General features: G+C 66.5%; 7 protein-coding genes. All 7 read right to left on the reverse strand.

What is annotated here, in order from left to right; translation table 11 throughout:
* Positions 1-19 precede the first annotated feature (19 nt).
* On the reverse strand, positions 20-8,938 hold the full coding sequence (locus ABIE51_RS14355; protein ID WP_192631219.1) for a YadA-like family protein: 8,919 nt from the start codon (positions 8,936-8,938) through the stop codon (positions 20-22).
* Positions 8,939-10,019: 1,081 nt separating this feature from the next.
* Entirely contained in the window at positions 10,020-11,720 is a 1,701-nt protein-coding gene (locus ABIE51_RS14360; protein ID WP_192631220.1) for a ShlB/FhaC/HecB family hemolysin secretion/activation protein, read from the reverse strand.
* Between the two features lie 197 nt (positions 11,721-11,917).
* The gene (locus tag ABIE51_RS14365; protein WP_192631221.1) at positions 11,918-14,251 is read right to left on the reverse strand and encodes a two-partner secretion domain-containing protein; all 2,334 of its coding nucleotides are present in this window, start codon (positions 14,249-14,251) and stop codon (positions 11,918-11,920) included.
* A gap of 289 nt (positions 14,252-14,540) precedes the next feature.
* Positions 14,541-15,071 carry a hypothetical protein gene (locus tag ABIE51_RS14370; protein ID WP_192631222.1) on the reverse strand — a complete coding sequence of 177 codons (531 nt, stop codon included), beginning with the start codon at positions 15,069-15,071 and terminating at the stop codon, positions 14,541-14,543.
* 79 nt (positions 15,072-15,150) lie between these two features.
* Complete coding sequence (locus ABIE51_RS14375; RefSeq protein ID WP_192631223.1) at positions 15,151-16,128, reverse strand: hypothetical protein; 978 nt, start codon at positions 16,126-16,128, stop codon at positions 15,151-15,153.
* A 30-nt stretch (positions 16,129-16,158) separates the two neighbouring features.
* Complete coding sequence (locus tag ABIE51_RS14380) at positions 16,159-16,437, reverse strand: DUF4242 domain-containing protein (RefSeq protein ID WP_157030721.1); 279 nt, start codon at positions 16,435-16,437, stop codon at positions 16,159-16,161.
* Positions 16,438-16,510: 73 nt separating this feature from the next.
* On the reverse strand, positions 16,511-17,296 hold the full coding sequence (locus ABIE51_RS14385) for a methyltransferase domain-containing protein (protein ID WP_192631224.1): 786 nt from the start codon (positions 17,294-17,296) through the stop codon (positions 16,511-16,513).
* Positions 17,297-17,354: the final 58 nt, after the last annotated feature.

Here is a 17,354-nt window from a genome sequence, read left to right on the forward strand (position 1 = left end):
CCTTTCCCCTCCGCTCTCGTCAGAAGACGTAGCCGACGCCGACGCGGAACACCGGCTCGTCGCCCTTCGCCGCGGACACGCCCGCGTTGAAGTTCACGCGGCCGTTGTCGCTCCAGCGCGACACACCCACGCCCAGCGCGGCTTCGCCACGGTAGGACGCGACACCCGCGTTGACCGCAGTCTTGCCCGGCAGGTACGGCGTCACGTTGACCAGGGCCGATGCCGCCGCGATACCGCGGTTGGCCTGGCGGTTGACCTGGTTGATCTCGTCGCCGAGGTCCTGCCACACGTCGTTGATGCGCTGGTCGGTGTAGCTGTTGGCCTGATTGAGCACTTCCGTGTTGTTGCTCTGCAGGCGCTGGTTCAGCTGGCTGATGTTGACCGCATCGTGGTCGGCCACGCCGTCGGCGACGTTGTGGATCGCCACCGGCGTCGAAGCGCCCTCACCACCCATGGTGATGCTGGTCTTCTCGGCGTTGTCGTAGGTCACCACGGCATTGGCGCTGCCGTCCTTGTTGATGACGCCCGCGTCCTTCAGCTGCTTGATGTTGACGGCATCGTTGTCGGCCGAACCGGCCGCAACGCCCGTCAGCACGCGGTCGCCGTCGGTGCCGGTGAAGTTCACCGCCTTGCCGTCCGTACCCTTGCCGACAGTCAGGTCGGCGCCCGGGGCCGCCTGCTGCACCATGCCGATGCCCGAACCGTTGATCTGGTTCGTGATGTTCTGGATCTGCGTGGTGTTGCTGTAGGTGCGCTGGTCGAGGTTGTTCACGGCGCCTTCGACACCGTTGACCGTCGTGGTCGTGCCATCGACGTTGGTGACGTTGTAGACCGGCGTGGTCACCGAGCCGTCTTCGTTGACCGTCGAACCGCCGCCCATGGCATCGGCCACCGACTGCGCCACCGTGTACAGCTGGCTGCCGTTCACCGCGTCGTGGCTCTTGTCGGAGACCTCGCCGTTCTCGACGCCGGTCAGCTTGCGGTCGCCCGCCGTGCCGGTGAAGTTCACCTCGGTGCCATCGGTGTCCTTGCCGACCGTGAGCTTCTCGCCCGCGGCCGCCTGCTGGACCAGGCCCACGGTGCCTTCGTTGAGTTGGTTGTAGACGTTGGTCACGCGGCTGTCGATGGTGGTAAGGGCGTCGCCAACCGTCGTGGAGTTGTGCGTGGTGCCATCAACGTTGGTCACGTTGTAGGTCGGGCCGACGTAGTTGCCGTTCTCGTCCTGCGTGTCCGTGCCGCCGAGGATGTCCTTCAGCTGCTTGACGTTGACCGCGTCGGTGTCTTCGGCACCGGCGGCGACGTTCTTCAGCTGACGGGCTTCGCCGTCGACGTTGGCGAAGTCAACCATCGTGCCGCCCTTTCCGGCCGCCACGGTGACGGTGCCGGTCGCATCGTCGTACTGCACCAGGCCGACCGAACCCTCGTTGATCTGCTGGGTCAGGTTGGTGATGTTGGTGGTGTTGTCGTACGTGCGCTGGTCGAGGTTGGTGATGGCGCCTTCGACGCCGTCGACCTTCTCCGTCGTGCCGTCGGCGTTGGTGACGTCGTACTGCGGCTTCGAGATGGTGCCGTCCGGATTCACCACGGAACCACCGCCCAGCGCTTCGGTCACCGAATTGGCGATGTCGTACGCCTGGCCACCGTTGATGGCCTGCATGCCGCCTTCCTTGATCTCGCCATTCGCCACACCGTCCAGGACGCGCGCTTCGCCGTCCTTGTTGGTGAAGTTCACGACGGTGCCGTCGGTGTCCTTGCCCACCGTGATCTCGCGGCTCGTCTCGTCCTGCTGAACCAGGCCGGCCTTGCCGTCGATGATGTTGGTGACGTCGCCTTCGATGTTGGTGACGCGCTTGTCGACGTTGACGACGTGGCCATCGACCTTGGTGATCGCGTCGACCACGCTCGTCGCCGGAACGACGTTGCCCTCCTTGTCGGTCACGTCGAACTTCGGCGGGGTGATCGCGCCCGTGGTCGGGTCGATCGCCGTGCCGCCGCCGATGACATCGGCGATGCCCTTCAACTGCGATACGTTAACCGCGTCGGTCTGCTGCACGCCGGCCTTCACGTTGACGACCTGACGTTCGGCGCCGGCCTTGCCCACCGACACCGTGTTTTCACGATCGGTCGTCGAGTTGGAGCCCAAGGCCACCGAGTTCTTAGCGTTGGCGATGGCGTTGCCGCCGATGGCCACCGAGTCCACGCCCTTCGCCTGCGAATCGGCCAGCGTCGAGTTGGTGTGGAAGTACTTGATGCCCGCACCGTTCATGATGTTGGTGACGTTGCCTTCGACGATCGTCACGCGGCCATCGATTCCGTCCATGCGGCCGTCGAGCGTGCTGAAGCCGTCGGCGACGGTGTGCGAGTCGTGCTCCTTGCCATCCTTGTCGGTGATGGTGAAGGTCGGCTCGGTCACCTTGCCGGTGGCCGGATCGACCGTCGCGCCACCGCCGATGGCGTCGGCCACGGACTTCGTCACGTCGAACATCTGGCCACCGTTGATGGCTTCCTTGGAGTCCTTCGCGATCTTGCCGCTCGCAACGTTATCCAGGACGACCGGCGTGCCGGCCGTACCGAAGGTCACCTTCTTGTGGTCGGCCGAGTCGTACTTGACCACGTCGGCCATGTCGCCGGTGATGGTTTCGATCTTGCCGTTGATGCCGTCGATCCCGTCCTTCGCGTCCTTGGCGCGCTGATCGAGGTTATCGATGGCGCCTGCCACCGTGTCGGCCTTCGTGCCGTCGGCCATGTCGAAGGAAGGCTTGATGATCTCGCCCGTGGTCGGGTCGACCTTCGTGCCGCCACCGATGACGTCGGCGAGTTCCTTCAGCTGGCCGGCCGTGGCGGCGTCGCCGGCGGCGGTGCCGTTTTCCAGGCCGGTGATCTTGCCGTTGTCGTTGATCGTGATGTCGCCGAACTTCGGCGAATCCACGACCGAGACCTTCAGCTCGTTCTTGGTCGAGTCGAAGGCTACCTTGGTGTTGGCGCCATCGACCACGGCCAGCGTGTCGCCGCCCTTGATGGTGCCAGCCGTGCCGGTATTGGCCTTGATCTTCCAGCCCGCGCCCGCGCTGATCACCGCGTCGTCCAGTTGCTTCTTCGTCACCGCATCGGTGGCAGCCGTGCCGTCGGTCAGGTTGGTGATCTTGCCGCCGCCCATGTCGATGGCGCCGTTGCCGCCCTTGTTGATGACGATGTTCCCGAATTGCGGGGAGTCGGCCATCTGGATCTTGATTTCGCCGGTGGTCGCGTCAGCAACGGTCTTGATGTTGTTGCCCGAGAACGTACCGGCCGTGGTGCCCACGCCCGAAATCTTCAGCGTTTCGCCGAGCTTGCGCTGCACCTTCGTGCCGGCCGTGTCGGAGAACGTCAGGCCCTTGTCGCCCAGGTCGGTGATCTTGCCGTCAAGGCCGTTGATGCCGTCCTTGGCCGCCTTCACGCCGCTGTCGAGCGCGGTGATCGCGCCATCAACGCCGTTCACCGTCTTGCCGTCGACCGAATAGGCCGGCTTGGTGATCGTGCCGTCGGTGTTGACCGCCGAACCGCCGCCCAGCGCATTGGCCACGGACTGCTCCGAGGCCTTGAGCTGGCCCAAGTTAACCGCGTCGGTGTTCGCCGTACCGGCCGCGACGTTGGTGATCTTGTTGCCGCCCATGTCGACCGTCTTGCCGGCGCCGACCGTCAGGCCGCCATTGGCGGTGACCATGCCGGAGAACGTCGGCGCGTCGACGACGTCGACCTTCAACTGGTTCGTCGTGCTGTCGAACGAGGCCTTGGTGTTCTTGCCATCGACCAGGTTGACCGTGTCGGACGAGGTGATCGTCTTCGCGGTGGCGCCATTGGCCGTCAGCTTCCACTTGCCGGCGCCGGCGACGGCGGTGTCCATCTGGCCCTTCGTCACGGCGTCGGTGGCAGCCGTACCGTCGGTCAGGCCGCTGATCTTGCCGCTGTCGTTGACGGTGATGTTGCCGAACTTCGGCGCGTCGGCCATCTGGATCTTGATTTCACCGGTGGTCGCATCGGCAACGGTCTTGATGTTGTTGCCCGAGAACGTGCCGGCCGTGGTGCCCACGCCCGAAATCTTCAGCGTTTCGCCGAGCTTGCGCTGCACCTTCGTGCCGGCCGTGTCGGAGAACGTCAGGCCCTTGTCGCCCAGATCGGCGATCTTGCCGTCAAGGCCGTTGATGCCGTCCTTCGCCGCCTTCACGCCGCTGTCGAGCGCGGTGATCGCGCCATCAACACCGTTCACCGTCTTGCCGTCGACCGAATAGGCCGGCTTGGTGATCGTGCCGTCGGTGTTGACCGCCGAACCGCCGCCCAGCGCATTGGCCACGGACTGCTCCGAGGCCTTGAGCTGGCCGAAGTTAACCGCGTCGGTGTTCGCCGTGCCGGCCGCGAGGTTGGTGACCTTGTTGGCGCCCATGTCGACCGTCTTGCCCGCGCCGACCGTCAGGCCGCCGTTGGCAGTGACCATGCCGGAGAACGTCGGGGCGTCGGCCACCGAAACCTTCAGTTCGTTCTTCGTCGAATCGAACGCGACCTTGGTGTTGGTGCCATCGACCACGGCCAGCGTGTCGCCGCCCTTGATCGTGCCTTCGGTACCGGCGTTAGCCTTCAGCTTCCAGCCCGCACCGGCCTGGATGACGGCCGCGTCCAGCTGTCCCTTGTTGACGACGTCCGTCGCGGCCGTACCGGCGGCAACCCCGCTGATCTTGCCGCTGTCGTTGATGGTGACATTGCCGAACTTCGGCGCATCGGCCATCTGGATCGAGATGCCGCCGTTGGTCGGGTCGGTCACCGTCTTGATGTTGTTGCCCGAGAAGGTGCCGGCCGTGGTGGCCAGACCCTTGATCGCCAGCGTGTCGCCGAGCTTGCGCGATACATCCGTGCCGCTGTTGCCGGAGAACTTCAGCGGATTCGCGGCGACGCCGTCGATGCGATCGTCCAACGCGTTGATGGCGCCGCCCACCGTCGTGATGCCGGTGGTGCTGCCCACGTCGTAGCTCGGCGCCTTGACGGTGCCGTCAGCGTTCACGGCTGCGCCGCCGCCGAGGTCCGTCACCACGCTCTTGAGCTGGCTCAGGTTCACCGCGTCGGTGTCCTGCGTACCACGCGCGACGCTGATGATCTGGCGCGTCGTGGTCGCCACGCCGGCGCCGCCGCTGCCCACCGAAACCGCAGCCTTGGTGCTGCCGCCGATGCCCGAAGCGCGGTCGGCCACGGTGCTGTCGCCCAGGGCGACGCCACCGGCCACGGTCACCGAGCTGTTGCTGCCCAGTGCCACCGAGTTGTCCAGCGCGGTCTTCGCGCTGGTGCCCAGCGTGACGGACCACGAACCCTTCGCTTCGCTGGACCCACCGATCGAGATGGTCGAACCGTCGTTTGCGTTGGCGGCGTTACCGATGGCGACACCGTTGCTGCTCTTGGCGGTTGCCGCCGGACCAACGGCGATGGAGTTCGCACCCGTTGCGGCCGAATCGGCCAGCGTGGAGTTTGCGTGGAAATACTTGATGCCGCCGCCGTTGGTGATGTTGGTCACCGTGCTGTTCACGCCATCGATGCGGGTATCCAGCGCGTCGACCGCACCGCCGACGTTGTCGTACTTGGTGCCGTTTACGTCGTAGCTCGGCTTGGTGATCGTGCCGTCGCTGGCGACCGCAGCGCCGCCGCCCATGGCGGTGGTGATGCCCTTGAGCTGGCTCACGTTCACCGCGTCGGTGTCGGCCGTGCCGGCCGCGACCTTGGTGATCTTGTTGCCGCCCATGTCGATCGTTTTGCCCGCGCCGACCGTCAGGCCGCCGTTGGCAGTGACCATGCCGGAGAACGTCGGGGCGTCGGCCACCGAAACCTTCAGTTCGTTCTTCGTCGAATCGAACGCGACCTTGGTGTTGGTGCCATCGACCACGGCCAGCGTGTCGCCACCCTTGATCGTGCCTTCCGTGCCGGCGTTGGCCTTGATCTTCCAGCCCGCACCGGCCTGGATGACGGCCGCGTCCAACTGGCCCTTGTTGACCACGTCCGTCGCGGCCGTACCAGCGGCAACGCCACTGATCTTGCCGCTGTCGTTCACGGTGATGTTGCCGAACTTCGGCGCATCGGCCATCTGGATCGAGATGCCGCCGTTGGTCGGGTCGGTCACCGTCTTGATGTTGTTGCCCGAGAAGGTGCCGGCCGTGGTGGCTAGACCCTTGATCGCCAGCGTGTCGCCGAGCTTGCGGCTGACCACTCCGGCCGTCGCGTCATTGCCGGTGAACTTGAGCGGGTTGGCGGCCACGCCGTCGATGCGGGTATCGAGTGCGTCGATCGCGCCGCCGGCATTGGTGTAGTTGGTGCCGTTGACGTCGTACGTCGGCGCCTTGATCGTGCCGTCGGCGTTCACGGCCGCGCCGCCGCCCAGGTCAGTCACCACGCTCTTGAGCTGGCTCAGGTTCACCGCGTCGGTGTCCTGCGTACCGCGCGCCACGCTGATGATCTGGCGCGTCGTGGTCGCCACGCCGGCGCCACCGCTACCCACCGACACTGCAGCCTTGGTGCTTCCGCCGATGCCCGACGCGCGGTCGGCCACGGTGCTGTCGCCCAGGGCAACGCCACCGGCCACGGTCACCGAGCTGTTGCTGCCCAGCGCCACCGAGTTGTCCAGCGTGGTCTTGGCGCTGGTACCCAGCGCGACGGACCACGAGCCCTTCGCTTCGCTGGACCCACCGATCGAAATGGTCGAACCGTCGTTTGCGTTGGCGGCGTTACCGATGGCGACACCGTTGCTGCTCTTGGCGGTTGCCGCCGGACCAACGGCGATGGAATTGGCACCCGTTGCGGCCGAATCGGCCAGCGTGGAGTTTGCGTGGAAATACTTGATGCCACCGCCGTTGGTGATGTTGTTGACGGTGGTGTTGAGGTTGGTGATGTCGCCGGCGTTCTTGGTGGTCGCCGTGTCGAGCTTGCTCAGCGCCGTGCCCACATCGTTGGCCGTCGTACCCTGGATCGTGTAGGTAGGCGCCTTGATCGTGCCGTCGGCGTTGACCGCCGTACCGCCGCCCAGCGCTGTCGTCACGCCCTTGAGCTGGCTCAGGTTCACCGCGTCGGTGTTCTGCGTACCGCGTGCAACGCTGATGACCTGACGCGTGTCGGTCGCGACGCCCGCGCCACCGCTGCCCACCGAGACCGCACCCTTGGTGCTGCCGCCGGTGCCCGAAGCGCGGTCAGCGATGGCGCCATGGCCCAGCGCCACGCTGTCGGCCACGTTGGCCGTCGAATCGCGGCCGAACGCGAGCGCGTCGTTGGCGTCGGACTTCGCACCCGACGCAATCGCCACGCCACCATAGGTGGCATTGGCGGTGATCGAAGCGCTGCGACCGATCGCGATGCCACCACCAGCTGCCGCGTTGACGTTGGCTTCAGGACCGATGGCCGTCGAATCGGTACCACCCGCCGACGAATCGTTCAGGGTGGAGTTGACGTGAAAGTATTTGGTTTCGCCGCCGCCCGAGGCGGCTGCCGCGGTCAGGGCCGATCCAACGTTGTCGTACGTCGTGCCATTGATGGTGTAGCTCGGCTGCTTGACGCTGCCGTCCGCATTCACGGCAGCGCCGCCGCCGAGGGCCGTGGTGACGCCCTTGAGCTGGCTGACGTTCACCGCGTCGGTGTCCTGCGTACCGCGTGCGACGCTGATGATCTGGCGCGTGTCGGTCGCGGCGTCTGCGCCGCCGCTGCCCACCGAGACCGCGCCCTTGGTGCTGCCGCCGATCCCCGAAGCGCGGTTGGCCTTCGAGCCGTTGCCCAACGCAACGCCGCTGGACACGCTGGCAGCCGCATCGCGGCCGAAAGCAATCGCGCCGTCGGCTCTGGCCGTGGCCCCCGACCCGATGGCGGCGCCACCCACGGCATCAGCGGTGACCGAGGAGCTGCGACCAAGCGCGACACCCCCGGTAGCGGCGGCGTCGACGGTCGCTTCCGGGCCGATGGCCGTGGAATCCGTACCACCTGCAGACGAATCGCTCAGCGTCGAGTTGACGTGGAAGTACTTGATGCCACCGCCGTTGGAGATGTTGCCGATGGCATCGCCGACGGTGTTGTAGGTATTGCCATTGACGGTGTACGTCGGCGCCTTGATCGTGCCATCGGCATTCACAGCCGCGCCACCACCCAGCGCCGTGGTCACGCCCTTGAGCTGGCTGACGTTCACCGCGTCGGTGTCCTGCGTACCGCGTGCGACGCTGATGATCTGGCGCGTGTCGGTCGCAATACCCGTACCGCCGCTACCTACCGAAACCGCGCCCTTCGTGCTGCCGCCGGTGCCCGAGGCGCGGTCGGCGACCGCGCTGTCGCCCAGCGCCACGCCGCTGGCGACTGTCGCTGAACTGCTCCCACCCAGCGAAACGGCGTTGGCAGCCGTGACGGCAGCCTTCTTGCCGATGGCGATGGAATCCGCGCCGCTCTTTACCGAAGCATCAGAACCCAGCGCAATGGCGTTCACCGAGCTGGAGATGAGGCCCTGATAACCGATGGCGATAGCGTTCGTGGAGGCCGCGTCGATCGCCAGGAACGGGGCATCGTTGCCTTCGATGGCGATGCTGCGATTTCCGCGCGTCGTCACCTGGTTACCCAGAGCCGTGGAGTTGATGCCAATCGCCGAACTCTGCTTGCCCAGCGCTGTGGCATCTGTCTGTTCGGCGTAGGCGTTCATGCCGATTGCGGTGGCACCCTGGCCAAGTGTGGACGCGCCAGGGCCATAGGCCACGGCATCGGGCTGGCCATTCACGTTGCCTCCGTCAAGGGAACCCGCGAATGCAGGCGCGGCGACGCCCATCGCACCACTCACCACAGCCGAGACCAGCAGGGTTGCGCGGGCACTCGACGACTTCTTGCGGCCCTTGGCCATTTCCGAAGCCACGACCCACTGGCCGGTCTCCGCGTTCCATACCACCCGATAAATCTTGTTCATTTGACACACACCTGTTTGACGAGAAAGGAAGAAAACAAAGACGCCGGGCAAGAGCGCCCAGACGGGTGCGCATCCTCGTCGTCGGCAGGCAGTGGTCCTATTGGATAAATCTGAGGGTTTGAGCACCGGATAAGCGCGAGCCGCTTCTGCGCGGATCGAGGCGTTCTTCCTCAGACAACTCTCAGCGAAAAACTGGTCAAAAGTTCAGGAAACCGGGGACTCACAGGGCCGGAATGGCGTTCGGCTGCACCGTTTGCGCCGCATCGAATGGCGATATTTGGCGAATGCACGCGGCAAGCGTGGTTCGGCTCTGTTTGCGGCGGGATTTCACGCTGATCGGCCTCTATGCGGTCGAGACGTGTCAAGCGATGTTTGTCGCGGGGTGAGGTGTCCGGGCTCCACGAGCGACGTTATTGAAAATGTGAGACGCAGCTACCGTTCGCGACTTCGTCGCATTGATGCGGTTTGCGTGATCGGCCCGCCCTGCTCTTCCGCCTTACGTCCGCGCGTATCCATCACAACGCCGTCGAGCTCGATCTGTCACCCGAAGCTCCAGATCCTCTAAGACCTGTGCGACGAACTGGATCGTGCGTTGCGCGATATCGTCATTCGATGGCCGGGTGGGAAACGCAGCGTCGGGCGTAAGCAGCGCCTTTGCTCTGCTGCTGTCATCCCCGGGAAGGCGGGGACCCATGCTTCCGACACATCGCGCTTTCCGGAAGGTGTGCAGCGGCGGATGGATGGATTCCCGCCTTCGCGGGAATGACGGCGGCACGGCGTGATGCGAGGGTCGGACCAGGGCGCTAAAGAGAACCGTCATCCCGGCGAAAGCCGGGGCCCAGGCCCGTAGCGTTGGGGCACCCGGCGAGTGCAAACCACCTCACCGTCACTCCAGCGAACGCTGGAATCCATTCTGATTTCGAAGCCACATTCGCGCTGATCGAAGCACCAGCGCAGCGCTGTACCGCAACGATTGACCACCGCGTCCGCTTCGTTGCCCCTCACCCCGACCCCTCTCCCGTCGGGAGAGGGGCGAAAAGCTGCGCTGTCCGTTGCATCGCGCTCCGTAGGATGGCCGGGCTCAGAACGACTTCCCCACCGTCACCCACACCTGATCGTCCTTCGGCTTTTCGTCCGCACCTCCGATCGCACGCGCGACGCTCACTTGCCCCTGCACGCCCTTCCAGTTCCAGTTCACGCCGATGCCGGCGCCTTGCAGGTTCGTTGAACGCGAGGGGTACCCCATCGCCGAACGATAGCGACCGGCCGCGCCGTCGTAGAAGGCGCTGATGCGGGTGTTGGGGATGATGAAATCGTGGCTGGCTTCCAGCGATACCACGGCGCCCTCGTCGACCGCCGCGGCGCTGAGGTCGTAGGCGCGCACGGCGCCGGGGCCGCCGAGGCTCATCCGCTCCGAGCCGTCGAGGCTGCGGCTCGCCCACTGGCCCCGCACCTGCGCGCTGAGTTGCAGGCTCGACACCGGCGCGACGGCGATGCTCGCGACGGGCTCGGCTTTCACGAACGTCGCATGTTTGCGCGTGGCGTCGTCGCCGCTGGTGCGGTCCAGATCGGTAAGGTCCATCGCGCCGTAGGACACGCCGAGACCATAGCGATACCAGCGCCGCCAACGTCCCTGCCCCGCAACGCCCGATCCGTCGGCGCGCACGCTGGCGACGTTGCTGTCGCGGCGGCTTTCGAGCAGGCCGTCGAAGCGGTCGTCGCGCAGCTGCTTGCGGTCGATCGACGCGCTGACATCCAGGCTCGCGTCGCGCGTGCGCCACACGGGGCGACTCGCGTACACGCAGGCGACGTCGGCCGAACCCTTGCCGAGTCCGTCGAACGCGCCACCAAGCCGGTACGCGACATGCGACACCGCGGCGCCGACACGCGTCGCGCCATCGCCAACGGGCGCGTCATACGACACGCGCGCCAGGCGCGTCTGCCCGCCTTCTGACGCATGCGTCTGCAATGCGGTGGGCGTGACGTACACCATCGCTTCGAGGCGGTCACCACGACCGAACGGGTTGTTGATGCCCCCAACGAGCCCGATGCGGCGTTCGCCCGCTTCGATCGAGCCGGCGTTGTCGGCGGTGATCGCGCCATACAGACCGGCGCCGGGCGCGACACTCACGGTCACGATCGTTCCGCCGGCGTACTTGCCGGGCGAGAGCGTGGCGTCCACCGCGCCGACGCCCGGCAATGCGCGCAGCAGGCGCATGCGCGCGTCGATGTCACGCAGCTTCGGATCGGCAATGCTGCCGCCCCGCAGGATGCGTTCGATGCGGTCGGTCGCGACGTCGGACGCGTTGCTGACCTCGATGCGCTCGATGTGGCCGCGCACGATCTCGAAGCGCACGACGCCGCCCTCGATCGTCTGCTGCGGCAGCGTCACGCGCACGAGCGATTCGCCGTCGTGGTAGAGCAGTTCGGTCAATTCGCCCCGCACGATCTGCAATGCGGACAAGGTCATCTGCCGACCGCGGAGCGGCGCGATGAAGGCCTCGACGCGCGTGCGCTCTTCGGGCGACAACTCGCCGTCAAAAACGAAGTCATTGATCGGGAAACGCAGTTCGTCGCCCTCGCCGGGCGCCTCGGAGGACGAAGTGGAATCGTTCTGCGCCGTTGCAGGACCGGTCGGCTGCAAGGCATGTGAAAGCTCGGGCGTCTGTCGCAGCAGTCCGCCGGACGTGATGCCGCCTTCGGCTGCGTGGGCGAGCGGCGAGAGAACGAACGCGGTCGCGATGGACAGGCGGCGGAGCGTGGTACGGGGAAAGGAATTCACGGCACGGGTTTTCGACGCACGGCGTCATCGCCGCGCATCTGGAATCTGGAAAGGAAAGCGTTTAGCGCGATCGAGACCACGCAAGAAACGCGGAAGCGTCATTACGCAAGAAGGAGGAAGGCGCCCTCGCACCTTCCTCCCGCTTGGTTCACGTCACGACAGGAAGGGGCGGTGGCCGAAACCACCGCCCGCCCGTCTTACTGGATCACCAGCGCCATGGGACGGCCATCGACCCACACCACGGAGAACTGGTTGATGCCTTCGGCCTGCGCCTGGCTCATCGGGATGAGGCGCTCGGTGTGCTGCGACGGCTGCGGCACCTGCTGCTCCGGAGCCGGGTAGATCGGCTGGGTCGGCTGCGGCTGGGGTTCCGGCTGCGGCTGGGGTTCCGGCTGCGGCTGCGGCTGCGGCTGCGGCTGCGGCTGCGGCTGCGGCTGTGGCTGTGCATCCGTCGCAATGATGTAGCCGGCGGTGTTCTTCGCATTCGCCGGAACGAACACGCGACGTGCGGTCAGCTTGCCACCGAGGGTGACGTCGCTGCCGTTCAGCGCGATCTGGTTGCCGGCGGTGATGACGCCCGACTTGATCGTCGTGCCGCTGACGTTGACGTCGCTTGCGGCGTTGATCGCACCGTTGGTGGTGACGGTCGTGGCGGCCAGGTTCACCGAGCCGTACTTCGCGTCGATGGCCTTGGCGGTCGTCAGGCTGCCGTTGCCGACATTCACCTGCACGCCGGCATCGGCCGAGATCGCACCGTTGAGGTTCACGCTGCCCGCGGCGTTATCCACCACGACCTGCGACGCCTTGATGTCGCCCAGGTTGAACGCCAGCGGCACGCCACGCGCCGGAGCGCGGAATTCCGCGTTGCGCGCGGCCGTCGTGGTAACGCCGGCGGCGTGGTACAGCGCGCCGCCGGTTTCCATCACATTGCCCTGCGTGCTGGTGACGTTGGCGGCCTGCCACACGCCGGTGACGTTGCCCGACAGGACGACGTCGCCCTTGCCGGTAACCGGTGCGTAGATTTCCACCGCGTCGGCGTTCATGCGGACCTGCTGGCCGTTGACCGCGCCGCGCGTGACGACCTTTGCGCCCACCGCGTCGAGGTTCACGCTGCCGGCGTCGGAGGTCAGCGACTTCGCCGCCGCGATGTTGCCACCGCGACCGGCGGCGACGTCGATGCCGTACTTGCCCTTCACGTCTTCGTTCAGCGCGACGGTCTTGCCGGCGATGCGGACCTGCTCGCCGTCCAGCGTGGCGGCCTTGACCGAACCGGTGGTCGTGTTCGACAGCAGTTCGATCGCGCCACCGCGCGTGGTCACGCCGGCGGCCTGATCGATGGTGTTGCCGTTGATCGACACGCGGCCGGTGCCGGTGATGTTCGCCTTCTGCGTGACGCTGTTGGCGCCGTACACGTTCACGTCGCGTGCCGACACGACCGGCGCATTGACGACGACGTTGTCGCCGGCCAGCGTGACGGTGTTGGCGGTATAGCTGCCGTTGGTGGTCAGCGTGCTGCCCACGGCGTTGATCGCGATGTCCGACGCCTGCAGCTGCGCCAGCGGCTCGACGACGATCGTGCGGCCCTTGCTGGTCGCCGTGCCCGGACGGGCTTCGATGTTGATGCGGTCGTCCGCCGTCAGCTTGCCGCCGAAGGAGATCTGGCCGTCGGCGTCGGAACGCAGTTCGATCGAACCGCCCGCACCGGTGGTGGCGCGACGTGCTTCGATCGTGCCGGTGTTGCGCACGGCGTTGCGCAGCGCGTCGCCGGTGGCGGCGGCGGTCAGGCGCACGTTGCCGCCCTTCGCCACGATCATGCCGCCGTTGTCGACCAGCGCGTTCAGTTCCGGTGCGCCCAAGGCGACCGAGAAACCGGAGTTGTCGAGCGACAGCGTTGCCGTCTGGGCCGAGCCGAGCGTCACGTCACCCGTGGCGTTGATCTGGCCCTTGTTCAGCACCTGGCCGCCGAGCAGCGCGACCTGGCGGGCGTTGATGCGGCCCTGGTTGACGACCGAACCCTTGGTGCTCCCGGCCGTCAGGTCGAGCAGCTTCTGGTTGCCCGCGGTGCGGCCGCCGGCCATGAACTGCTGTGCGCCGATGTCCAGCGTCGAAGCAACGACGCTGTCGGCGTTGACGACGGCGTTCTGGCCGAACATCACGCCGGCCGGGTTGACGACGTACACGCGGCCGTTGGCGTTCAGCGTGCCCTGGATGTCGGTGGCCTTCACCGGGCCGACGACGCGGTTCAGCACGGCCGACGACGCGTTCGGCTGCGCGAAGTTGACCGTCTGGCCCTGCGCGATGTCGAAGTTGTTCCAGTTGACGACCATCTTGTCGGTCGACTGGGTGACGGTGGTGGTGGCGCCCTGCGTGGCGATGCGGCCGGTGCCGTTGACGACGACACCGCCGTCGGCGGCCCACGCGCTGCCGACGCAGCCCATCGCGACGGCGAGGACGGTCGGCTTGAGGACGCGCAGGGCCTTTTGCGATGCCGACAGCGTGCCGGCTTCGTAGCGTGCTTCGAATTGAGTCATGGGTACTTCTCTTGGGGGGATTTACTGAAAGCCGCGATGACGTGCCGATCCTTCGGTCGTCCGCCGCCCGGCCCACGTTGCCGAGGCGTTGCGCCTCCGGCCTGGCTGCACCGCGACGCGACCGGTGGCCGGCCCTGCGCGAGTGCGGGCCGCGACTTTAGGTTGGAACCGCCCGTCGCTTGAAGGCGACGATTTCCCCTTCGACTCAGATAATTCCCACGATTGCGACGACCACAAACGAAAAGCCCCGCGGTTGCGGGGCTTCTCGATATCGCATCGATCGATGCATTCATCGTCGCCGGTCCAGCGACATCGGCAGCGACATGCGCATCCCGCCGGTCATTCCGCCGGTCGATGTCGAACCGCCGTTGCATTGCTGCATCGGCCACACGCGACCCAGGCGCTGACGAACGACGCAACCGAGTGCGATCCAGCGATCGGTGCGCTCTTCGGCGCTGGAGGCCATCACGCGCTCGGGCGCGATGCCGCGACGCTGCGAACCACGCGGGATGGCCAGCGAGGCACGGCGCGCGGTCGCCGTGCGCATCGCGATCGCCCGCTTGCCCACATCGGCCACGTCGCGATCGTCGCGGGCCGCATGCACGCGCACCGGGGGGAGGTCGTGGATGCGCGGGGCCTGCATCGCGATCGCATCCGGCTCGCGCTCAACCGTGGCGTACACGCGCACGGTGGGCAGGTCGAAGGTGCGGATCGCGGTTGCGGTCGTGGTGGTGTTGTCGCTCGCAGCGGCGGTACGGGTGGCGATGGAATGGGTCGCCGCGACCATCGCCAGCGCGGCCATCAGGGTCATCGTTTTCATCGTTGCAGTCCTGTCGGGCGGCGGCCGCTCGCGGTCGCCGTGTGGGGCATGAAGCAATCGGGGAATGTGTCTTGTCGAATCAGTCTTCGGGCACGATCGACGCGAGCGCCGCCTCGAAGCGCGTCCGCTGCGCCGGCGTGCACAACTTCGCCAACGCCTGGCGAAAGCGCGGGTGCCGCGCGCCCGAGGCGATGTACTGCCAGCGATACGCACGCCGCAGCACGTCCAGCACGAGCAGTTGCTGGCGCATGCCGAACGGTCGTCCGCATGCGGCGACGAAGTACGCCGCGTCCGCATCGGCCTGCGCGCGCAGGATGTCGTCCACCGCGCCCAGCAGCGCGATCAGGTCGTCCATGGCGGCATCGCGTTCGTCGTGATCCAGGCGTGCGTCCTCGGCACGCCATTCGATCTCGTCCATGACCGAGTGCTGGCACTCCTCGCGGAAGTGGAACAGGAACACGTCCGTCCACAGCGGGCACAGTTCCTGCGTCGGCGCGATGCTCTCTTCGTAATGGCGCTGCACGAACAGCTCGATCAGGTACACCAGCGCCAGCACCGCCCAGCTACGACGCGCCAGCACGAACTGGGCCACTGCATTGGGTTCGGCCGTCTTCATATGGCCGTCGGGCATGCGCGAGTCCAGCAGCGCTTCGAGGCGACGGAACAGCTCCTGGTGCTTGATCTCCTCGTCGGAAAACCGCACCAGCGCTTCCAGCGCCTTCTGGTCGCCGAGCCAGTGCAGGCCCGAGGTCTGCAGCATCTTCGCGCCGATGAAGCGCTCGCACAGGCCGAACATCCATGCATACGTGCGTCCCTGCACCTGGCTGAAGAAACGGCGCTCATCGCTGTCGAGGAAATCCAGCCGGTTCACCAGCGACAAGCCCGCCGGCAGGAAGGTGCGGTCGAAATCGAAATCGCGTCCGCGGATCACGTCGCGGTCGATGTCCCAGCGCACGCGCCGCGACACTTCGATGCAGCGGGCATAGCGCGCCCTGTCGGCGTCCGCCACTTCGGCATTCCATTGCGGGGCGGTGGTGCGGGCAGTTGCAGCGTTCATTCGTGACTCCAGGTGCTTCTCGCGCCGGCGTTACGCAGGCGCCATGGTGGGATCCAGCACGGCCTTCACTTCGGCGATCGAGTTCGCCGGAAAGCCGGAGCGCTTGGCGTGTTCGTGGATCAGCGCCTCGTCGCGCGCCATGTACACGCAGTAGGTCTTGTCGGCGGTGACGTAGGAATGCAGCCACTGGATGTCGGTGCCGAGTTCGTCCAGCACGTTGTTGGACTGCAGCGCGACGCCGCACAGCGCTTCCATCGGCTGGGCGCCGATGCCCTGGATGTTCCGTTCGATCACGTATTTCTTGAACATGACGAGCCTCCGTTGTGCGCCTGTGGCGCGAATGGCCGGCGGGGGAACCGGCCGAATCGAAAGGGGTGTCGCGTCAGCGCTTGTGCGCGAGCACGTTGACGCCGTACGCGTGCAGGTGCGTGTGGAACTTGCGGTCGATGTCGGTGCCGGCGAAGCACTCGAAGCGTTCGGTCACCTGCGCGTCGCTCAATCCGCAGTCGCGTAGCAACTCCATCAGCAAGCTTTCCGTCACCGCGCCGCCGATGCACGACGCCCACAGGTCCGCATTGCTGCGCACGCCGTCGGCAAGTTCGCGATCAAGCACCACGTCGGCGAGGAACAGCCGGCCGCCAGGCTTGAGCACGCGTGCGATTTCGCACAGGACGCGCGGCTTGTCCGGCGCGAGGTTCAGCACGCCGTTGGAGATCGCGACGTCGACGCTGGCGTCGTCCATCGGGAGATCCTCGAACGTGCCTTCGAAGACGCGGATGCGATCCAGCAATCCCGACTGCGCCGCCGCACGCAGCGCGCTGGCGCGCATGCCGGGCGTGAGGTCGACGCCGATCGCGCGGCCGTCGGGGCCGGCGGCCTTCGCGGCGAGCAGCAGGTCCATTCCGGCGCCGCACGCGTGGTCCAGCACCACCGCCCCGGCAGGAATCGTGCCGATGCGCAGCGGGTTGCCCACGCCCGAAAAGCGTTCGGTGCAGGCGGCCGGCAGCGCGGCGAGCTCGGCGGCGTCGTAACGCAGCTGGCGGACGGCGTAGTCGGCACCGGTGTGGAAGTGGAATCCGCTGGCCGGGGCGCGTGCGACACGCTCGTACGTCGCACGAACCTGCCGATTCAGGTACATCGTGTCCAGTTCGAGCGGGCAACGGGTCATTTCGGCCTCTCTTCGCCGGCGCGTTTCCGGCATGGGGCCAATCTACGTACGGCCGGTA

The organism is Lysobacter sp. OAE881 (genome assembly GCF_040546665.1).
Lineage (GTDB): Bacteria > Pseudomonadota > Gammaproteobacteria > Xanthomonadales > Xanthomonadaceae > Lysobacter_J > Lysobacter_J soli.